The organism is Bradyrhizobium sp., from assembly GCF_016462955.1.
Taxonomy (GTDB): domain Bacteria; phylum Pseudomonadota; class Alphaproteobacteria; order Rhizobiales; family Xanthobacteraceae; genus Bradyrhizobium.
Window position 1 is genome coordinate 1,798 of record NZ_JAEMSD010000087.1, and the last position, 14,903, is coordinate 16,700.

15 protein-coding genes are annotated in these 14,903 nt (G+C 65.6%); 9 read left to right on the forward strand and 6 right to left on the reverse strand.

What is annotated here, in order from left to right:
• The first annotated feature begins 44 nt into the window (after nucleotides 1-44).
• The 3 genes from JHD07_RS12085 to JHD07_RS12095 are packed head-to-tail and all read left to right on the forward strand — an operon-like array spanning nucleotide 45 to nucleotide 2,240.
• The gene (locus JHD07_RS12085) at nucleotides 45-962 is read left to right on the forward strand and encodes a DUF692 domain-containing protein (RefSeq protein WP_291622313.1); all 918 of its coding nucleotides are present in this window, start codon (nucleotides 45-47) and stop codon (nucleotides 960-962) included.
• Nucleotides 952-1,734, forward strand: coding sequence for a DNA-binding domain-containing protein (locus JHD07_RS12090; RefSeq protein ID WP_291622284.1), 783 nt, complete (start codon nucleotides 952-954; stop codon nucleotides 1,732-1,734). The genes JHD07_RS12085 and JHD07_RS12090 overlap by 11 nt, the downstream gene beginning before the upstream one ends.
• On the forward strand, nucleotides 1,731-2,240 hold the full coding sequence (locus tag JHD07_RS12095) for a DoxX family protein (RefSeq protein WP_291622286.1): 510 nt from the start codon (nucleotides 1,731-1,733) through the stop codon (nucleotides 2,238-2,240). The genes JHD07_RS12090 and JHD07_RS12095 overlap by 4 nt, the downstream gene beginning before the upstream one ends.
• Nucleotides 2,241-2,421: 181 nt before the next feature.
• Here JHD07_RS12095 and JHD07_RS12100 read toward each other — a convergent pair whose 3' ends face one another.
• Genes JHD07_RS12100 through JHD07_RS12110 form a run of 3 tightly spaced genes read right to left on the reverse strand, consistent with a single transcriptional unit; the run spans nucleotide 2,422 to nucleotide 4,505 of the window.
• Complete coding sequence (locus JHD07_RS12100) at nucleotides 2,422-3,267, reverse strand: SDR family oxidoreductase (RefSeq protein WP_291622288.1); 846 nt, start codon at nucleotides 3,265-3,267, stop codon at nucleotides 2,422-2,424.
• A gap of 1 nt (nucleotide 3,268) precedes the next feature.
• Nucleotides 3,269-3,829 (reverse strand): carboxymuconolactone decarboxylase family protein, encoded by a 561-nt coding sequence (locus JHD07_RS12105; protein ID WP_291622289.1) that lies wholly within the window; start codon nucleotides 3,827-3,829, stop codon nucleotides 3,269-3,271.
• Nucleotides 3,807-4,505, reverse strand: a complete 699-nt coding sequence (locus JHD07_RS12110; protein ID WP_291622291.1) for a TetR/AcrR family transcriptional regulator — start codon at nucleotides 4,503-4,505, stop codon at nucleotides 3,807-3,809. The genes JHD07_RS12105 and JHD07_RS12110 overlap by 23 nt, the downstream gene beginning before the upstream one ends.
• Before the next feature lie 166 nt (nucleotides 4,506-4,671).
• Between JHD07_RS12110 and JHD07_RS12115 the strand changes: the two genes are divergently transcribed.
• The 4 genes from JHD07_RS12115 to JHD07_RS12130 all read left to right on the forward strand — a co-directional run bounded on the left by JHD07_RS12115 (nucleotide 4,672) and on the right by JHD07_RS12130 (nucleotide 8,506).
• Nucleotides 4,672-5,880, forward strand: coding sequence for an ABC transporter substrate-binding protein (locus JHD07_RS12115; RefSeq protein ID WP_291622294.1), 1,209 nt, complete (start codon nucleotides 4,672-4,674; stop codon nucleotides 5,878-5,880).
• A gap of 27 nt (nucleotides 5,881-5,907) precedes the next feature.
• The gene (locus tag JHD07_RS12120) at nucleotides 5,908-6,777 is read left to right on the forward strand and encodes an MBL fold metallo-hydrolase (protein ID WP_291622295.1); all 870 of its coding nucleotides are present in this window, start codon (nucleotides 5,908-5,910) and stop codon (nucleotides 6,775-6,777) included.
• Between the two features lie 10 nt (nucleotides 6,778-6,787).
• Nucleotides 6,788-7,756, forward strand: coding sequence for a tripartite tricarboxylate transporter substrate binding protein (locus tag JHD07_RS12125; RefSeq protein WP_291622297.1), 969 nt, complete (start codon nucleotides 6,788-6,790; stop codon nucleotides 7,754-7,756).
• 204 nt (nucleotides 7,757-7,960) lie between these two features.
• Entirely contained in the window at nucleotides 7,961-8,506 is a 546-nt protein-coding gene (locus JHD07_RS12130; protein ID WP_291622298.1) for a VOC family protein, read from the forward strand.
• Between the two features lie 62 nt (nucleotides 8,507-8,568).
• Here the strand turns inward: JHD07_RS12130 and JHD07_RS12135 are convergent, their stop codons facing one another.
• The gene (locus JHD07_RS12135; protein WP_291622301.1) at nucleotides 8,569-10,122 is read right to left on the reverse strand and encodes a L,D-transpeptidase; all 1,554 of its coding nucleotides are present in this window, start codon (nucleotides 10,120-10,122) and stop codon (nucleotides 8,569-8,571) included.
• Between the two features lie 249 nt (nucleotides 10,123-10,371).
• The gene (locus tag JHD07_RS12140) at nucleotides 10,372-11,808 is read right to left on the reverse strand and encodes an oligosaccharide flippase family protein (protein ID WP_291622303.1); all 1,437 of its coding nucleotides are present in this window, start codon (nucleotides 11,806-11,808) and stop codon (nucleotides 10,372-10,374) included.
• 266 nt (nucleotides 11,809-12,074) lie between these two features.
• On the opposite strand from JHD07_RS12140, the gene JHD07_RS12145 reads away from it, so the two are divergent.
• Nucleotides 12,075-13,163, forward strand: coding sequence for a glycosyltransferase family 1 protein (locus tag JHD07_RS12145; protein ID WP_291622306.1), 1,089 nt, complete (start codon nucleotides 12,075-12,077; stop codon nucleotides 13,161-13,163).
• Nucleotides 13,160-14,227: an endo-1,4-beta-xylanase gene (locus JHD07_RS12150; protein ID WP_291622308.1), complete on the forward strand. Its 1,068-nt coding sequence runs from the start codon at nucleotides 13,160-13,162 to the stop codon at nucleotides 14,225-14,227. Before JHD07_RS12145 ends, JHD07_RS12150 begins: the two co-directional genes overlap by 4 nt.
• A gap of 3 nt (nucleotides 14,228-14,230) precedes the next feature.
• On the opposite strand, the gene JHD07_RS12155 is transcribed toward JHD07_RS12150, so the two are convergent.
• The coding region (locus tag JHD07_RS12155) for a DUF6492 family protein (protein ID WP_291622311.1) at nucleotides 14,231-14,903 on the reverse strand (673 nt) is incomplete at its 5' end.

Genomic DNA, 14,903 nt, shown 5'->3' on the forward strand with positions numbered 1-14,903 from the left:
GTAATCGACGCGAGGTCGGCAGGACGCACGAAGGGAGCAGCACGATGAGCACGGTGATCAATTCCATCCCGCCAGCCGCGATGCCGCTCCGCTTCGCGCCGCCGATCGGCGGCGTGGCCGGGACGAGCTTCAAGCCCGAGCACCTCCCGGCAATCCTCGATGGCGGAGCTCGGCGTGGCTTCTTCGAGGTCCACGCCGAAAACTACATGGGCGCCGGCGGCCCGCCGCATCGCGCGCTGGAGGCGATCCGCCGCGACCATCCGCTGTCGCTGCACGGCGTCTGCATGTCGATCGGCGGGCCGCGGCCGCTCGACAAGGCGCACCTGGCGCGCTTCCGCGCCCTGGTCGCGCGCTACCAGCCGGCGCTGGTCTCCGAGCATCTGGCCTGGTCGACGCATGAGACCAGCTTCTTCAACGATCTTCTTCCGCTGCCCTATACCGAAGCGACGCTGGCTTGCGTCTGCGATCACATCGACCAGGTGCAGGAGGCGATCCGCCGGCCGCTGCTGCTGGAAAATCCATCGACCTATGTCGCCTTCCGCGAATCGTCGATGCGCGAGACCGACTTCATCCGCGCCGTCGCCGAGCGCACCGGGTGCGGCCTGCTGCTCGACGTCAACAACGTATTCGTCTCCGCAACCAATCACGGCTACGCGGCGCTCGACTATCTCCGGGACTTTCCGCTGGCGCAGGTCGAAGAGATTCATCTCGCCGGCCATGCCGAGCAGGCCGACGACGAAGGTGACCTGCTGCTGATCGACAGCCATGACGGCCCGGTCGTGGACGCGGTCTGGAAGCTCTACGAGATCGTCATCAGCCGCCGCGGTGCCGTGCCGACGCTGATCGAATGGGACAGCAAGATTCCGGACTGGCCGGTGCTGCAGGCGGAAGCCGCTGCGGCCCAGGCGATCCTCGATCGTCACCAGTCCGCTGCGCCGGCGGGAGACCGTCATGCCGCCTGAACCCGGCCTGTCTTTCGCCGCTGCGTTCGCGCCGGCGCTGCTCGATCCGGCGCGGAGCACGCCCGACGGCGTGACTGGCCCGAACGGCAAGGCCGCCGGCCGACGCTACGACGTCTACCGCAACAACGTCACGGTCAGCCTGATCGATGCGCTCGCCGCGGTCTATCCGGCGGTGCAGCGCATCACGGGCACGGAGTTCTTCCGCGCCATGGCGCGCTTCCACGTGCGCAGCAATCCGCCGGCCTCACCGTTGCTGTTCGAGTACGGTCGCGATTTCCCGGCGTTCATCGCGCAATATGAACATGCCCAGGCCATGCCTTGGCTGTCCGACGTCGCGCGCATCGAGCGGGCCTGGCTGGACGCCTATCACGCCGCCGACGCAGCGCCACTGCCGCCGACCCAGCTATCGGCGGTGCCGCCCGATCGCTTGGCCGATCTGGTGTTCATTCCGCATCCGGCCGCGCGCTGCCTGCGCTCGGACTACGCGGCCGTGACGATCTTCGCGGCCAATCGCGACAATGCACAGGCCTCGCGCATCGATGCCTCTAGACCGGAAGACGCCCTGATCACGCGCCCCGAATTCGACGTCGCGTTGCGCCACCTGCCGCCGGGCGGGGCGGTGTTTGCGGAGCATCTGTTGTCAGGACGGCCGCTGGGCGAAGCCGCGGCGCTGGCGCTGCAAGCTTCGGACGAATTCGACATTGCCGCGAACATTGCCGGGCTGGTCGATGCCGGCGCCTTCACTTCGATCGCTGACGGAGACCCATCGTGATCACGGACCAAAACATGACGACCGCCAGCGGCCTGCCGTCCCCCGGCGTGCTCATCGACAAGGCCAATCGTCTGATCCAGACGCTTGCGACGCCGTCGCTGGTCCAGCTCGTGCTCCGCTTTGCGCTGGCCGTGCCGTTCTGGCGCTCGGGCCTGCTGAAATGGGACGGGTTCTTAAGACTCAGCGACACGGCCGTGACGCTGTTCAGCGACGAATTCATGCTGCATCTGCCGGGCGGGCCCTATCACTTCCCGGTGCCGACGGTGATGGCGTTCCTGTCGGGCTGCGGCGAGATCATGTTTCCGATCCTGCTGGTGCTGGGACTCGGCACACGGTTCGCCGCGCTTGGGCTTTTGGGAATGACCATGATCGTCGAGCTAACGGTGCCCGACGGCTGGCCGGTCCACCTCACCTGGGCGGCGATGGCGCTCGGCATCATGGCGTACGGACCCGGGAACGTCTCGCTCGATCATCTGATTTGCCGCGCGCGATCGGCCGCGAGTTAAAGACGCGATCCAATCGATCCACGAGCACGCCGTCATCCTGAGGTGCGCGCCCTTGCGCGCCTCGAAGGATGGGCTACGAGCGCCCGTGGCCCATCCTTCGAGGCTCACCTTGCGATGCGAAATGCATCGCCAAGTGAGCACCTCAGGATGACGTCAGTGCGTGTTTAACGTCGTTCGACCCTCACATCCCGCTCAAGCCGCTATCGACCGCGAGGGTCTGCGCGGTGATGTAGACGCTTTCGTCCGAGAGGAAGAACAGCACGGCATAGGCGATCTCCCAGGCGGTGGCCTGGCGGCCGAACGGAATGTGGCCCTTGCCGCGATTGGGGCGGCCGGCACCGGCTTCGCGGCCGTTCGGAGTGTCGACAAGGCCGGGATAGACCAGATTGGCGCGGATGCCGCGGCGCGATCCGAGATGCGCGATGTTGCGCATCAACCCGCCGAGCGCGGCCTTGGATGAATCGTACACCGCCATCTGCGAGCCCGCCTTCAACGCGGCGATCGAAGAGATGAAGACGATGGCGCCGCCATCGTCGAATTTCGGCAGCGCGGCGCGGCAGCACAGCATGGGACCGCGGACGTTGACGTCGTAGATCCTGTTCCATTCCTCGGGACTGACGGCGTCGAGCCCGACCTTGCCGAAGGTGCCGATGTTGAGCACCATGCCGTCCAGTCCGCCCATCGCGCGATGCGCCTCCTCGATCATACGCCGAACGTCCGCTTCGGAGGTGACGTCCGCCGCGATGGCAAAGCTCTCGCCGCCTTCATCCGTGATGCGCTTGACCGTCTGTTCGGCAGAGCTGCGGTTGAGATCGGCCACGGCAACCTTCGCCCCCTCTCGCGCGCAGAGAATGCTCATGGCGCGGCCGTTGCCGATCGGGTCGGTGGCGGCCTCGAAGACGCGCTGGCCGCCGCCGACGACAAGGATACGGCGGCCCTTCATGCGCCCCCTGCCCTGCGCCTCGCCCAGCGATTCCGCGCTCGGCGGGCGGACGTAACGGTCCGGCTTGCTCTCGGTGTCCGCCATCTCAGCCGTCCTGTTTTTTGCCGCCGTCATAGACCTTCATGCCGGCGGCGGGATCGAGATCGGTCTCGGTGGCCTCGGTGAGGCGCGCCATCATCATGTAGAAGCCAAGCGCGACGATGGATTCGACGATCTCCTGGTCGCTGAAATGCGCGCGAGCGGACGCGAAGGTCGCCTCTGCGACGCGGACGTTCTCGACCACCTCGCGTCCGAATTTCAGCAGCGCGCGCTCGGCCTCGCTCAGCGCATCCGCGTCGTAATCCGCGCGCTCGACGGCATCGATCTGTCCTTGCGTGCAGCCGACGCCGAGCGCGATCGGCACGTGCTGGCGCCATTCATAGGCGCCGCCCTCGAGCTGCGCGGCCTGGAGTATCAGGAGCTCGCGGTTGACGGCCGATAGCTTCTGCTTGTGCAGGATCGAATTGCCGAGCCGCATCGCCGGGATCATGTTGGCCTCGGCATGGGCCATCATGCGGAAGATGTTGAGCTTGACCGGCATGCGGTCGAACGAGGCGCGGATGTCGCCGCTCGTCGTCTCCGGATCAATCAGGGGCAGCCTTGCCACGCATTTCTCCCTTGGGCTTTCGTTTCTTGTTGTCGGCGTTGTGGCCTGCCGCGATCAGCGACAGGAAGAAGGCGAGATAGCGATCGATCGCCTCGATGACCTTCGGTCGCGGCGATGGCGCCGCGCCCATCACATAGTGCTCGAGGCGGATGTAGATCAGGCCGGCGGCGAACAGGCGCGCGGTCTCGCGCGGATCCGGCGTCGAGATCAGGCCGGCGAGCGCGAAGCCGCGGAAATAATCCGTCATCAGGCTCTGCTCGCGCGCGTAGAAATGATCGGCGAACTTTGCGCGGATGCCGGGCACGCGGTTGCGTTCCGCGGTGATGACCTTCTGAAACTGGTGCTCGCGCGGGTCGGACCATTGCTCGACGAGGTCCAGCGCGAACTGCCGGCAGAACGCGGCGGGCTGCCGCGCCAGCTGCCTGTAGCGCGGCTCCTCCAGCCGGCTCGCCGAGCTGGCCGGACCGTGCTCGGCCACGATCGCCTCGAGGATGGCGGCCTTGCCGGGAAAGTGATTGTAGAGACTGCTCTCGCGGATGCCGACGCGGCGCGCGAGTTCGCGCATGGACGCGCCGCCATAGCCGCTCTGCGCGAAAAGACTGAGCGCCTCGGAAAGAATCCGCTCTCGCGTGGTCGGCGCAGCGGCCTGCGCCGCGCTGGAGGTTTGGACAGCCATGACCGCTTGACTAACGAACGATCGTTAGCTAGTCAACCGGACGAACGATCGTTCGTTTGCCAGTCTGCCGGCAAGGGCCGGAGCCGGCAAGTCCGCTTCGGTCGCTGTTATCGCGTTTCAACTCCGCTCCATCGAGAAGCGGAGAGCAATTTTGGGGAGATGATCCATGGCGTGCTTGACCCGCCTCGACCTCGCTGCGGCCTGCATCCTATTGCCTCTGCTCACAGCCGGCGCCGCCTCTGCCCAAAGCAAGTACGATCCCGGCGCCGACGACAAGACGATCAAGATCGGCACCACCGCGCCGCTGAGCGGCCCGGTCTCGGCCTTCGCGCAGATCGCCAAATCGGCCGAGGCCTATTTCCGCAAGGTGAACGACGATGGCGGCGTCAACGGCCGGCGGATCCAGATGATCATCGCCGACGATGCCTACAGCCCCCCGAAGACGGTGGAGCAGACGCGCCGCCTGGTCGAGAGCGAGGAGGTGCTGCTGATCTTCGGCGGCGTCGGCACGCCGACCAACAGCGCCGTGCACAAATATCTCAACGACCGCAAGGTGCCGCAGCTCTTCCTCGGCTCGGGCGCAGCGAAGTGGGATGACCCGAAGAACTTCCCCTGGACCGTCGGCTGGCAGCCGACCTATCGCGACGAGGCGATCGCTTACGCCAGATACATCAAGGCAAGCCACGCCAATGCGAAGATCGGCGTGCTCTACCAGAACGACGACCTCGGCAAGGACTATCTGAAGGCGCTGGAGGAAGGGCTCGGCGGCGGCGAGGCCATCGTCGCGCGCGCGGCCTACGAGACCTCGGCGCCGACGATCGACACCCAGATCCTGCAATTGAAGACGGCGGGCGCCGATGTCGTGCTCGTGGCGGCTACGCCGAAATTCGCGGCGCAGGCGATCCGCAAGATCGGGGAGATCGGCTGGAAGCCGGTCACCATCATCTCCAACGTCTCGGCCTCGATCAGCGGCGTGCTGGAGCCGGCGGGCAAGGACAATTCCACCGGCGTCATCTCCAGCCAGTACCTGAAGGATGCGACCGATCCGGCATTGAAGGACGATGCCGGTTACAAGGAGTGGCTGGCCTTCATGGACAAGTACATGCCCGAGGCCAACAAGGCCGACTGGCTCAACGTCTATGGCTACACCATCGCGCAGACGCTGGTGACTGTGCTGAAGGCCTCGGGCAACGACCTCACCCGCGCCAACGTCATGAAGCAGGCCACGACCATGAAGGACGTGCGGCTGCCGATGCTGATCAACGGCACGACGGTGAACAATTCACCCGAGCGTCATACGCCGATGACGAGCCTTCAGCTGATCCGTTTCGACGGCGCGCGCTGGGTGCCGTTCGGCGATCTCCTGAAGAACTGAAGCATGCGGCAGGTCAGGATCGGCAGCATGCGGATAGATCTCGTCAGCGAGATCGCCGCGCTTGCCTTCGACAAGACCTGGCTGTTCGCCAACGTCACCGACGCGGTGATCGCGGAGAACCGGAGCTGGCTCGATCACCGCTATATCGAGCCGGAGACCGGCCGCTTCATCCTCAGCCATCACTCCTACCTGGTGCGGACGCCGCGCTGGACCGCGATCGTCGACACCTGCTGCGGCAACCACAAGAACCGGCCGCGCGTGCCGGCGTGGAACAACCTGAATCAGCCGTATCTCAAGAACTTGCAGGCGCTGGGCATCACCCCCGAGCAGGTCGACTTCGTGATGTGCACGCATCTGCATGTCGATCACGTCGGCTGGAACACGCGTCTTCTCGACGGTCGCTGGGTCCCGACCTTCCCCAATGCGCGCTATCTGATGGGGCGGGAGGAATACCGCCATTTCGAAGCCGCGCATAACGCCGCGCCGAAGGTCCCCGTGAACCACGGCTCGTTCGAGGATTCCGTGCTGCCTGTGGTCGCGGCCGGCCTCGCCGAACTGGTCGAGACCGACCATCGCCTGTTCGATGATCGCGACGCGGCCCTGCGCTTCGCGCCGGCGCCGGGGCACACGGCCGGCAACCTGCAGATCCATCTCAACGGCGGCCACGATCACGCGGTGATGTCGGGTGATGTCATCCATCATCCGATCCAGTGCGCCGCGCCGTGGCTATCGAACGCCGCCGACGCCGATCCGGCCGTGGCCCTCGCGACCCGAATGGCTCTGCTGGAGGAACTCGCGGACACGCCAAGCTATCTGCTCACCGGCCATTTTCCGGCGCCGACCGTGGGCCGCGTGATCCGACACGACGACGCCTATCGATTTCGTTTCGAGGATTAGGGGGACCATCATGAAGCTCCGCACCGCCACACTCTCATTGCTCGCATTGCTCTCGGCGATCTTACCGGCTCGCGCCGAGGACCCCTCGGCCTACCCCACCCGCAAGATCAGGATGCTGCTGCCTTATGCGGCCGGCGGCGGCGGTGACGTGGTCGGCCGGCTGCTTGCCGACGGCATGAGCAAGACGCTCGGACAGAGCATCTATATCGAGAACCACACCGGCGCCGCGGGAACGATCGGCACGAAAATGGTCGCAGCATCCGCGAACGACGGCTACACCATCACGGTCGGCGGCATGACCACGCATGTGCTGGCGCCCGCCATTTACCCAAAGCTGTCCTACGATCCGATCAAGGATTTCACGACCATCGGCCGCGTCGGCACCTCATCGATCATGCTGGTCGCAACCAAGAATTTCGCCGCCAACGACATCAAGGGCCTGGTCGCGATGGCCAAGAAGGGCGAGGCGATCCAGTACGGCAGCTGGGGTGTCGGGTCGACCGGGCAATTCTGCGCGGAGATCCTGATGCAGCAGACCGGCATCAAGATGGATCACGTGCCCTTCAACGGCATTGCGAAGCTGGCCGGCGATCTGCTCGGAGGACACATCTCGCTGGCAACGCTCGACGTCGCGACCGCGACGCCGCTGGTCAAGGAGGGCTCGATCAAGGCGCTGGCCGCCTGCGGCGAGCGCTCGCCCAGCCTGCCTGACGTCGCCAGCTACAAGGAACAGGGCGTGCCGTTCGACCGCAGTCTGTCCTGGGCGATGTATGCGCCGGCCGGCATGGCCCCGCCGATCGCCCAGAAGCTGTCGGCGGCGCTGAAGGACGCGCTCGGCGACGAGGTGGTGAAGCAGAAGCTGCTGGCCCTTGGGATCACGCCCCAATTCGTGCCCGGCGAGGAGCAGCGCGACATCAATGCCCGCGACATCGCGGCCTGGAAGCAGGTGGCCAAGGACGCGGGCATCGAGGTCAAGTGAGTAAGTGGCGGACAGCTTGCTTGCGGCCATCCTTCGAGACGCCCGCCTGCGGCGGGCCCTCAGGATGAGGTCCCGTCTCGTGGTGAGATATCAAACCCTCATGGTGAGGAGCCCGCAAAGCGGGCGTCTCGAACTATGGAGGCCGCGCTCGTGCGCAGTCCCGGTACCGAAGCAATGAAATAGGTCGAGAACAGGAGCGCGGGCATGAGCCGCTTCTTCGGCGCGGTGCGCCAGAACGGATATGTTGTGCGGGACATCCACGCCGCAATGAGGCACTGGATCGAGGTGATGGGGGTCGGGCCCTGGTACTACATGGACCGGGTCAAGACCGATTGGTTCCGCCATCGCGGCCGGGATTCCGCCGTCGAGATGAGCATTGCGCTCGCCAATTCCGGCGATCTCCAGATCGAGCTGATCCAGCAGCGCAACGACGCGCCTTCGCTCTACAGGGAATTCCTCGAGGCCGGGCACGAAGGGCTCCAGCACATGTCGTACTGGAGCCACGACTACCAGGCGCTCTATGACAAAGCGCTCGGGCTCGGCTACAGGATCGGCCATGAGGGCCAGATCGGCGGCGACAAGGGGCGCTTCGCCTATTTCGACACGCAAGCTCATCCCGGCACGATCATCGAGATCTCCGACATCAGCGGCACCAAGGGACCCTTCTTCGAAAAGGTCCGGCAGGCCGCGCTGAACTGGGACGGCACGCGTCCGATCCGCGAGGTGGGCGGCCGAACCCAGGGCCAGTAGCCACTTTAGCGAAACTCGAGCGCCCGAGATCGAATCGCAGTGGCGAAGCGCGCCGCGCCGCCTTACCAGAAGCCCCGCTGCATCGGCTGCGCCGGTTGGTAGTACTGATACTGGCTGCGTCGCCGCGGATTGACTTGCTGGACGTAGGGATCGCGCTGGTAGAAGAAGCCGAAACCGTTGCCGCCATTGTCCCAGCCATCGTCGCTCGCGACCATGGCGGGCGCGGTCGGCTTGCGCGTGATGAAGCCGCCCTGCGGCTCGTTGCTCAGCACCGCGACGAACTCGGTCCGGTAATTGGTCTCGCTGCTCAGCGGCTCATCCGAGATGACGATCGAGGAGCGCGGCAAGGCGGTCGGCCCGATGCGATCCCACACGTCCTGAGGGATGGTGATGCGGTCGAGCGCGTTGCGGGCCTCGTCGCCGTTCTCGATCGTGACAACGCTCCAGCGCAGGCCCGTGTCGGTCTTCGCCATCGCCGTGAAGATATGCGTGCCGATCGGCTGCTCGGGGTTGCGGATCGTGACGGGGACCTCGATGCTGGTGTCGAACACCTCGCCGCCGCCGTCGGGCGCCGGCTTGTGCGTGTTCCGCCGCACGTACAGCTTTTGCGTCGCGCGGCTGATGTAGACCGAAACCGGCTCGCCCGCGAGCTTTGCGTCGGTCGCCGCCTTGACGGCGTCGGCCTTCCTGGCCGCGGCCGCCTTGGCGGCTTCCTTGGTGATGGCCACTGCATCGCGCTTCGGCTGCGCCGCGGCCCTGGCGGCGTCGAGCTGCGTCGCCGCGTCGGACGCCTTGGCCGCCGCCTTCTGCTTCAGCTCCTCGGCCTTGGCGCGGGCCTGATCCGTCCTGGCGTTCGCGAGCGTCTTGTCGGCGAAGGCGAGCTCGGCATCCGCGCGGGTCTTCTGCTGTTCCAGCTTGCGCAGCGTGGCAGGGAGCGAAGCAGCCTCCTTGGCGGCAGCGGAAGCAGCCTTCTTGGCCTCGTCGGCCGCCCTGATGGCCTCCGCCTCCTCGGCGGAGAGCTTGTCGGCACGGCCCGGCACCGCCGCGATGGCTTCGGGCTTCGGCACGAACAGCGAGGGATGAGAGATATCGGTCGGGACCGTGTCGTGCGGCGAGACGATCACGCGCATCCCGATATAGGTCTTGTCGAACACATTCTCGGCAAAGCCGAACGGCATCCGCACGCAGCCGTGCGAGGCGGCATAGCCGGGCAGCGGTCCGCCGTGCAGCGCGATCCCGTTCCAGGTGATGCGCTGCATATGCGGCATCCAGGCATCGTCATACAGACTCGAGCGATGCTCCCGGTTCTTCTCGAGGATGGCAAAAACGCCCGCCGGGGTCTCGCGACCCGTGGTGCCGGTCGACACCGGTGCGCGGACGATCCAGCCGTCTGCATCGTAGAAGGTGACCTGCTGGCTCTTGATCGACACGATCGCCATAACCGGGTCGCCGGCCTGACGCGCCGCCACCGCCTCGGCCGTCTGGCGCGACTGCTTGGCCGCCATCGCCGGGACCGCTGGCGCCAATGTGGCGACGGTGGCGAGCGCAATGATTCCGGCAAGGCCCCAACGCCGCACCGTCTTGGTGGATTGCGTCGTCGTCGATCGGTTTTTCATGCCATCCTCGGTCGAACTGCCAGTCCGCTGGTGCCGCTCAAATGCCAGATTGGAATCATTGCGTTAAGATATCGCAGCCGCCTTTAAGTTCCGTCTGTGGCGAGATTCGGCACGGACCGGCGACAATTCTCTCATATACGACGGCTCGTGCAGGCGGAAGGCGGCCTCCGGCCGAGGCAGGGCCGAAGCCGGCATCGATCGCTGCGGCAGAATGTCCGGCCAGCTGCGGCGATGCCCAGCGCGGCGCGACTAGACGCCGAGAGCCCTGCGGTTCAGCGTTCGCAGGAAGCGCAGCGACAGCGTCCGCACGTTGGCGACATTCAGCAGCCAGGCGGCGGCGGCATAGGCGAGGCCACCGGCGAGGCTGACGATGACCAGCGACACGAAGCCGGTACCGCCGGCCTGCGATCGCGCCGTCAGAATCGCGGCCGCCATCGCCGCTGCGGACACGGCAACGCCGGCGATGCGATTGAGCTCGAACGGGACCGGGTGGGCCCGGCGCATCAGGACGAGGGCAACGAGGAAGCCGATCGCCTCGGTGGCGAGCGTCGCCAGCGCGCCGCCGTAAAGACCGTAGGCAGGAATCAGCGCGAACATGAGAATCACACTGACCAGCAACGTGAGAAAGGATTGCATGGCCAGCATGAACGGTCGCTCGGCGAGCTGGAAGCTGATCTGCACGTAAAATTGATTGGCGATGCCGAAGAAGCGGGCGAGCACCAAAGTCGGCAGCAACGCCGAGACGCCGGCCCGGAAGTCGATGCCGACGAGCGTGCCGGCGACCTGGTCCGCCGCGAGAGCGAGCCACACCGCAACGGGTGCGACGACGACGAGCAGAAGCTCGAGGCTTTCGGTCAGCCGCTCCCGCGTCGTCTCGCCGTGGTTCTCGGACAATGACCGGAACACCAGCGGCACGGTCGCCGCGGCAACGCTGGAGGCGATCATCACCATGAACTGGCGCGGCAGATCGGCGGCAACGCCGAAGATGCCGGCGGCGTCCTTGCCGAGCAGATAGGCGACGATGAGCCGGTCGCAGGCCGAGTAGACGGCGACGGACAATCCTGCCAGCGTGAGCGGCAGGCCGTAGCGCGCCAGTTGCATGAACTGGCTGCGCTGGAAGCGTGCGATGCCCGTGCGGTCGCCGACGAGATTCAGGACGATGCCAGCCAGCGAACCCAGGCCAAACGCCGCGAGCAGGCCGATGCCGCCCCAGCCGAGCCAGATGCCGAGGAGCCCAAAACCGACGCTCGCCACGCTGCGCACGATCGAGATCGCCGCGAAGCGATAGGGGCGCAACTTGGCGCGCTCGAACTCCTGGCCGACATCGACCGCATTGGCCATGATCGCGACGAACATGCTGGCGAGCAGCAGTTCGGCGCTGACGTCGCTGCGGAACAGGACAACCAGCGGCGTGGTGGCGCAGAGCACCGCGGTCGTGAGCGCGAAGGCGACCATCGCCGTGCCGCGGAAATCGACCTCCGCGGACATCGCCTGATAGCGCGACACCGAGAGCTTGATCCAGGCGAAGAAGATCGCGCCCAGGATGCCCGCAAGGCTGATGCCGACGACGTAGACGCCGTACTCCGCCGGGCTCAAGAGCCGCGTATAGGCGGTGACGGCGAAGAAGCCCACCGCCGCGGGCAGGATGTAGGCGACAAGATAGATCGAGAAATGGCGGTTCAGCATGCGATCACGGGACCGTGGGCGGCCATCAGGATTAACGGGTCGTTAAGACGATTGGGTGTGACGATCGGCCTCGCCGCTGGCATTGCCGAGGATAGGTCAAAGATAGCCGCACAAGCCTGCAAATCGGATCGCCAATGGAGCGCGCGCGCGGTTATCGCGCGTTAGCGTTAAATTTGCCCTGTTCTTGAAGTGACCGGCACGATCACGGAAAAGAGGTATGATAGCGAAACGTCGCCCGACTCCTCCGACGCACTGATGTGACTGACATGGACGTTGCCGAACGAACACGGGCGAAATCGGCCTCGCTTCCGCGCGGAGACGCCACTGCTCCCTCGGTTCCGGCACATCCAGGCGCGAAAGACCGCGACAGGATGGTCCTCAACCTCTTCTTCGAAGAACGGGACGACCGCTGGTTTCCCGGCGACCGTCATCTCCGGCCGCTGCTGCGCCGGTTGCTGCTGGGCAAGTCCTTCATCAGCGGGCAACGGCGCGTCCTGCTCAACCTGTGCGCAGGCCTCGATCGGCTCGGCATCCGTTACCGCGTCAACGACTATCGCCACATCCGCAAGCACCCCGAGGAACTGGCCTGCATCATCGGCCGGCCGTTCGTGCTCGACTGGTTCAAGTGGAAGAATCCGCTGCTGCTCGGCGTCGCCATGTACGACCATCCGATCGACGCACCGGAGACTCTAGAGCACCTCGACGTGAGGCGCGTGCTGGTGCCGTGCGCCTGGTATGCCGACATGTTCCGTCCGCACTGGCCCCACGTCGGCGCCTGGCCCGTCGGCATCGAGACGGATCTGTGGGTCCCGGCGCCGGGCGCACAGAAGACCATCGACGTGCTGCTCTACGACAAGATCCGCTGGGACTACGACCGGTACCAGCCGGAGCTGATCGAACCGATCCGGAAGTTTCTCGAAGCCCGCGGCCGCACCGTCGAAATCATCCGCTACGGCCATTACAAGGAAGAGGATTACAAAGCCGCGCTGGCGCGCTGCCGCAGCATGGTCTTCCTCTGCGAGCACGAGAGCCAGGGCATTGCCTGCCAGCAGGCGCTGTCGAGCGGCGTGCCGGTCTTCGCCTGGGATCGCGGCGGGCCTTGGCAGGATCCGAAATATTTCCCGCACAAGGTGAGATACGAGGGCAACGTGTCCTCGGTGCCCTATTTCGACGCGCGTTGCGGCATGACCTTCACCGATGCGGACAGCTTCGCGGCCGGCTGGGGCCGCTTCTGGTCTGAGGTCGACGCGGGCGGCTTCACGCCGCGCGATTATGTGCTGGACAACCTGACGCTGGAGAAGGGCGCGCTGCACTACTACGAGATCGCGGAAGCCGCGATGCAGCGTCACGCGTGACCAGGCTCGACCGACGCGAATTCCTGCTCGGCAGCGCCGCAGCGCTCGCGGCGAGCGCGTCTGCGTCCGCAGTGCCGGCTTCGAAGCGCGCCCAACGCCGCCCGGGCTACGGCGCAGCCGCAACGCTGTGGGACCTGCAAGCCGATCCGCGGCTCGGCGAGGCCATCAGCACTTATTGCACGCAGGTCGTGCCGGTGCTCGAGCTGAAATGGCCGATGCTGCGGCCGAACGCGCATACATTCGCGTTCGAGCGCGCCGACGCGATCCTGGACTTCGCGCGCGACAACGACCTGACCATGCGCGGCCACGCGCTCGCCTGGTATCACGACATTCCGGACTGGACGAAGCAGATCAAGGACACCAGGGGCGTCGAGCGCGCCTATCGCGACCACATCGGCACCGTGGTCTCCTATTACAAGGACAAGCTGACGTCCTGGGACGTCGTCAACGAGCCGATCCCGGACAATCCCCGCAGTCCGAAAGACCGGCGCGACACGTTCTGGTCGCAGCATCTCGGCAACGGCTGGATTCCGCTGGCATTCCGCACGGCGGCTGCGGCCGATCCGTTCGTCAAGCTCGCCATCAACGAATATGACATCGAGTCGGCGAAAGACTCGTTCATCGCCAAGCGTGCGGCCTATCGCAACCTGATCATGGAGCTGCTCGACCAGGGCGTCCCGCTCCATGCCGTGGGGCTGCAATCGCATCTGCACGCCGAGCTCGAGATCGACACGCACGGGCTCGCCGAATTTGCGACCGAGCTGCGCTCCTGGGGACTCGAGGTGCTCGTCACCGAACTCGACGTCGACGACCAGAAGCTGGCGGGCAATGCGGCAGAGCGCGACGCCATCGTCGCCAAGCGCGTGGACGACCTGCTGACGGCGATCTCAGCCAGCGGCCCGGTGCGCTCGATCCTGACCTGGGGCATCTCTGACCGCTACAGTTGGATCAACGGCACCTTCACCCGCAAGGACAAGCAGCCGAACCGTCCGCTGCCGCTCGACGGCGAATTCAAGCCGAAGCCGTTCATGGACGTCATCAGCAAATTCACAAGGGACGCTTGAAGATCACCGCGTCTTCGGCGCTTCGAACGCGGACTCGTCCGCGATGTGATCGGGAGCCAGGCCCGGACTGAGACGTTCGCGCGAGGAGAGACGGAACACGTCCCGGATGTCGTCGATCGACGTCGACGAATAGGACTGAATGCAAAGCGCGACCTGCCCGGGCGAGGCCGCGCGCATCATCGCTTCGATGGCGGGGCGGTCGAGCGGCGTGTCGTCCCAGTGCGAGACCGCGATGCTGTCCTCGGTGATCCGATGTCTCGCCAGATGTTCGGGCGAATTCGCGACGAAGTTTCCGTAAAGCAGATACTCGGAAAACTTCTTCTTCCGGCACAGCGCGAGCACCCAGTTCGAGCCGGTCGCCGACTTGATGGCGTCCGTCATCGCACGCACCGCGTCCTTGTCCCAGACCAGCGCGTTGCCGACATAATCGTCCGCCGGGAACGATCGCTCCTGGATACCCAGAAGCTGATCGACCGTGCGGAGCCACAGCCGATGCAGGGGATGGTCGGCGCCGATGTCCTTCGGCGTGACGAACAGCGGTGTCTTTTCGCCGCCGGCATATTGGCCGACGTCGAATTCGCGGAAGAACAGATTGTCCGAATCCAGGATACAGACGCGCTGCTCGGGCGCGTTGAGGACGCCGGCGATCTTCAGGATCTGCTGGATGTGCCAGCCG

What these genes read in the sequence shown, in the direction of transcription:
- JHD07_RS12085 (WP_291622313.1), top strand. Translation starts at nt 45, where the DNA reads ATGAGCACGGTGATCAATTCCATCCCGCCAGCCGCGATGCCGCTCCGC.
- JHD07_RS12135 (WP_291622301.1), bottom strand. Translation starts at nt 10,122, where the DNA reads ATGAAAAACCGATCGACGACGACGCAATCCACCAAGACGGTGCGGCGT.
- JHD07_RS12130 (WP_291622298.1), top strand. Translation starts at nt 7,961, where the DNA reads ATGAGCCGCTTCTTCGGCGCGGTGCGCCAGAACGGATATGTTGTGCGG.
- JHD07_RS12090 (WP_291622284.1), top strand. Translation starts at nt 952, where the DNA reads ATGCCGCCTGAACCCGGCCTGTCTTTCGCCGCTGCGTTCGCGCCGGCG.
- JHD07_RS12100 (WP_291622288.1), bottom strand. Translation starts at nt 3,267, where the DNA reads ATGGCGGACACCGAGAGCAAGCCGGACCGTTACGTCCGCCCGCCGAGC.
- JHD07_RS12140 (WP_291622303.1), bottom strand. Translation starts at nt 11,808, where the DNA reads ATGCTGAACCGCCATTTCTCGATCTATCTTGTCGCCTACATCCTGCCC.
- JHD07_RS12110 (WP_291622291.1), bottom strand. Translation starts at nt 4,505, where the DNA reads ATGGCTGTCCAAACCTCCAGCGCGGCGCAGGCCGCTGCGCCGACCACG.
- JHD07_RS12145 (WP_291622306.1), top strand. Translation starts at nt 12,075, where the DNA reads ATGGACGTTGCCGAACGAACACGGGCGAAATCGGCCTCGCTTCCGCGC.
- JHD07_RS12120 (WP_291622295.1), top strand. Translation starts at nt 5,908, where the DNA reads ATGCGGATAGATCTCGTCAGCGAGATCGCCGCGCTTGCCTTCGACAAG.
- JHD07_RS12125 (WP_291622297.1), top strand. Translation starts at nt 6,788, where the DNA reads ATGAAGCTCCGCACCGCCACACTCTCATTGCTCGCATTGCTCTCGGCG.
- JHD07_RS12115 (WP_291622294.1), top strand. Translation starts at nt 4,672, where the DNA reads ATGGCGTGCTTGACCCGCCTCGACCTCGCTGCGGCCTGCATCCTATTG.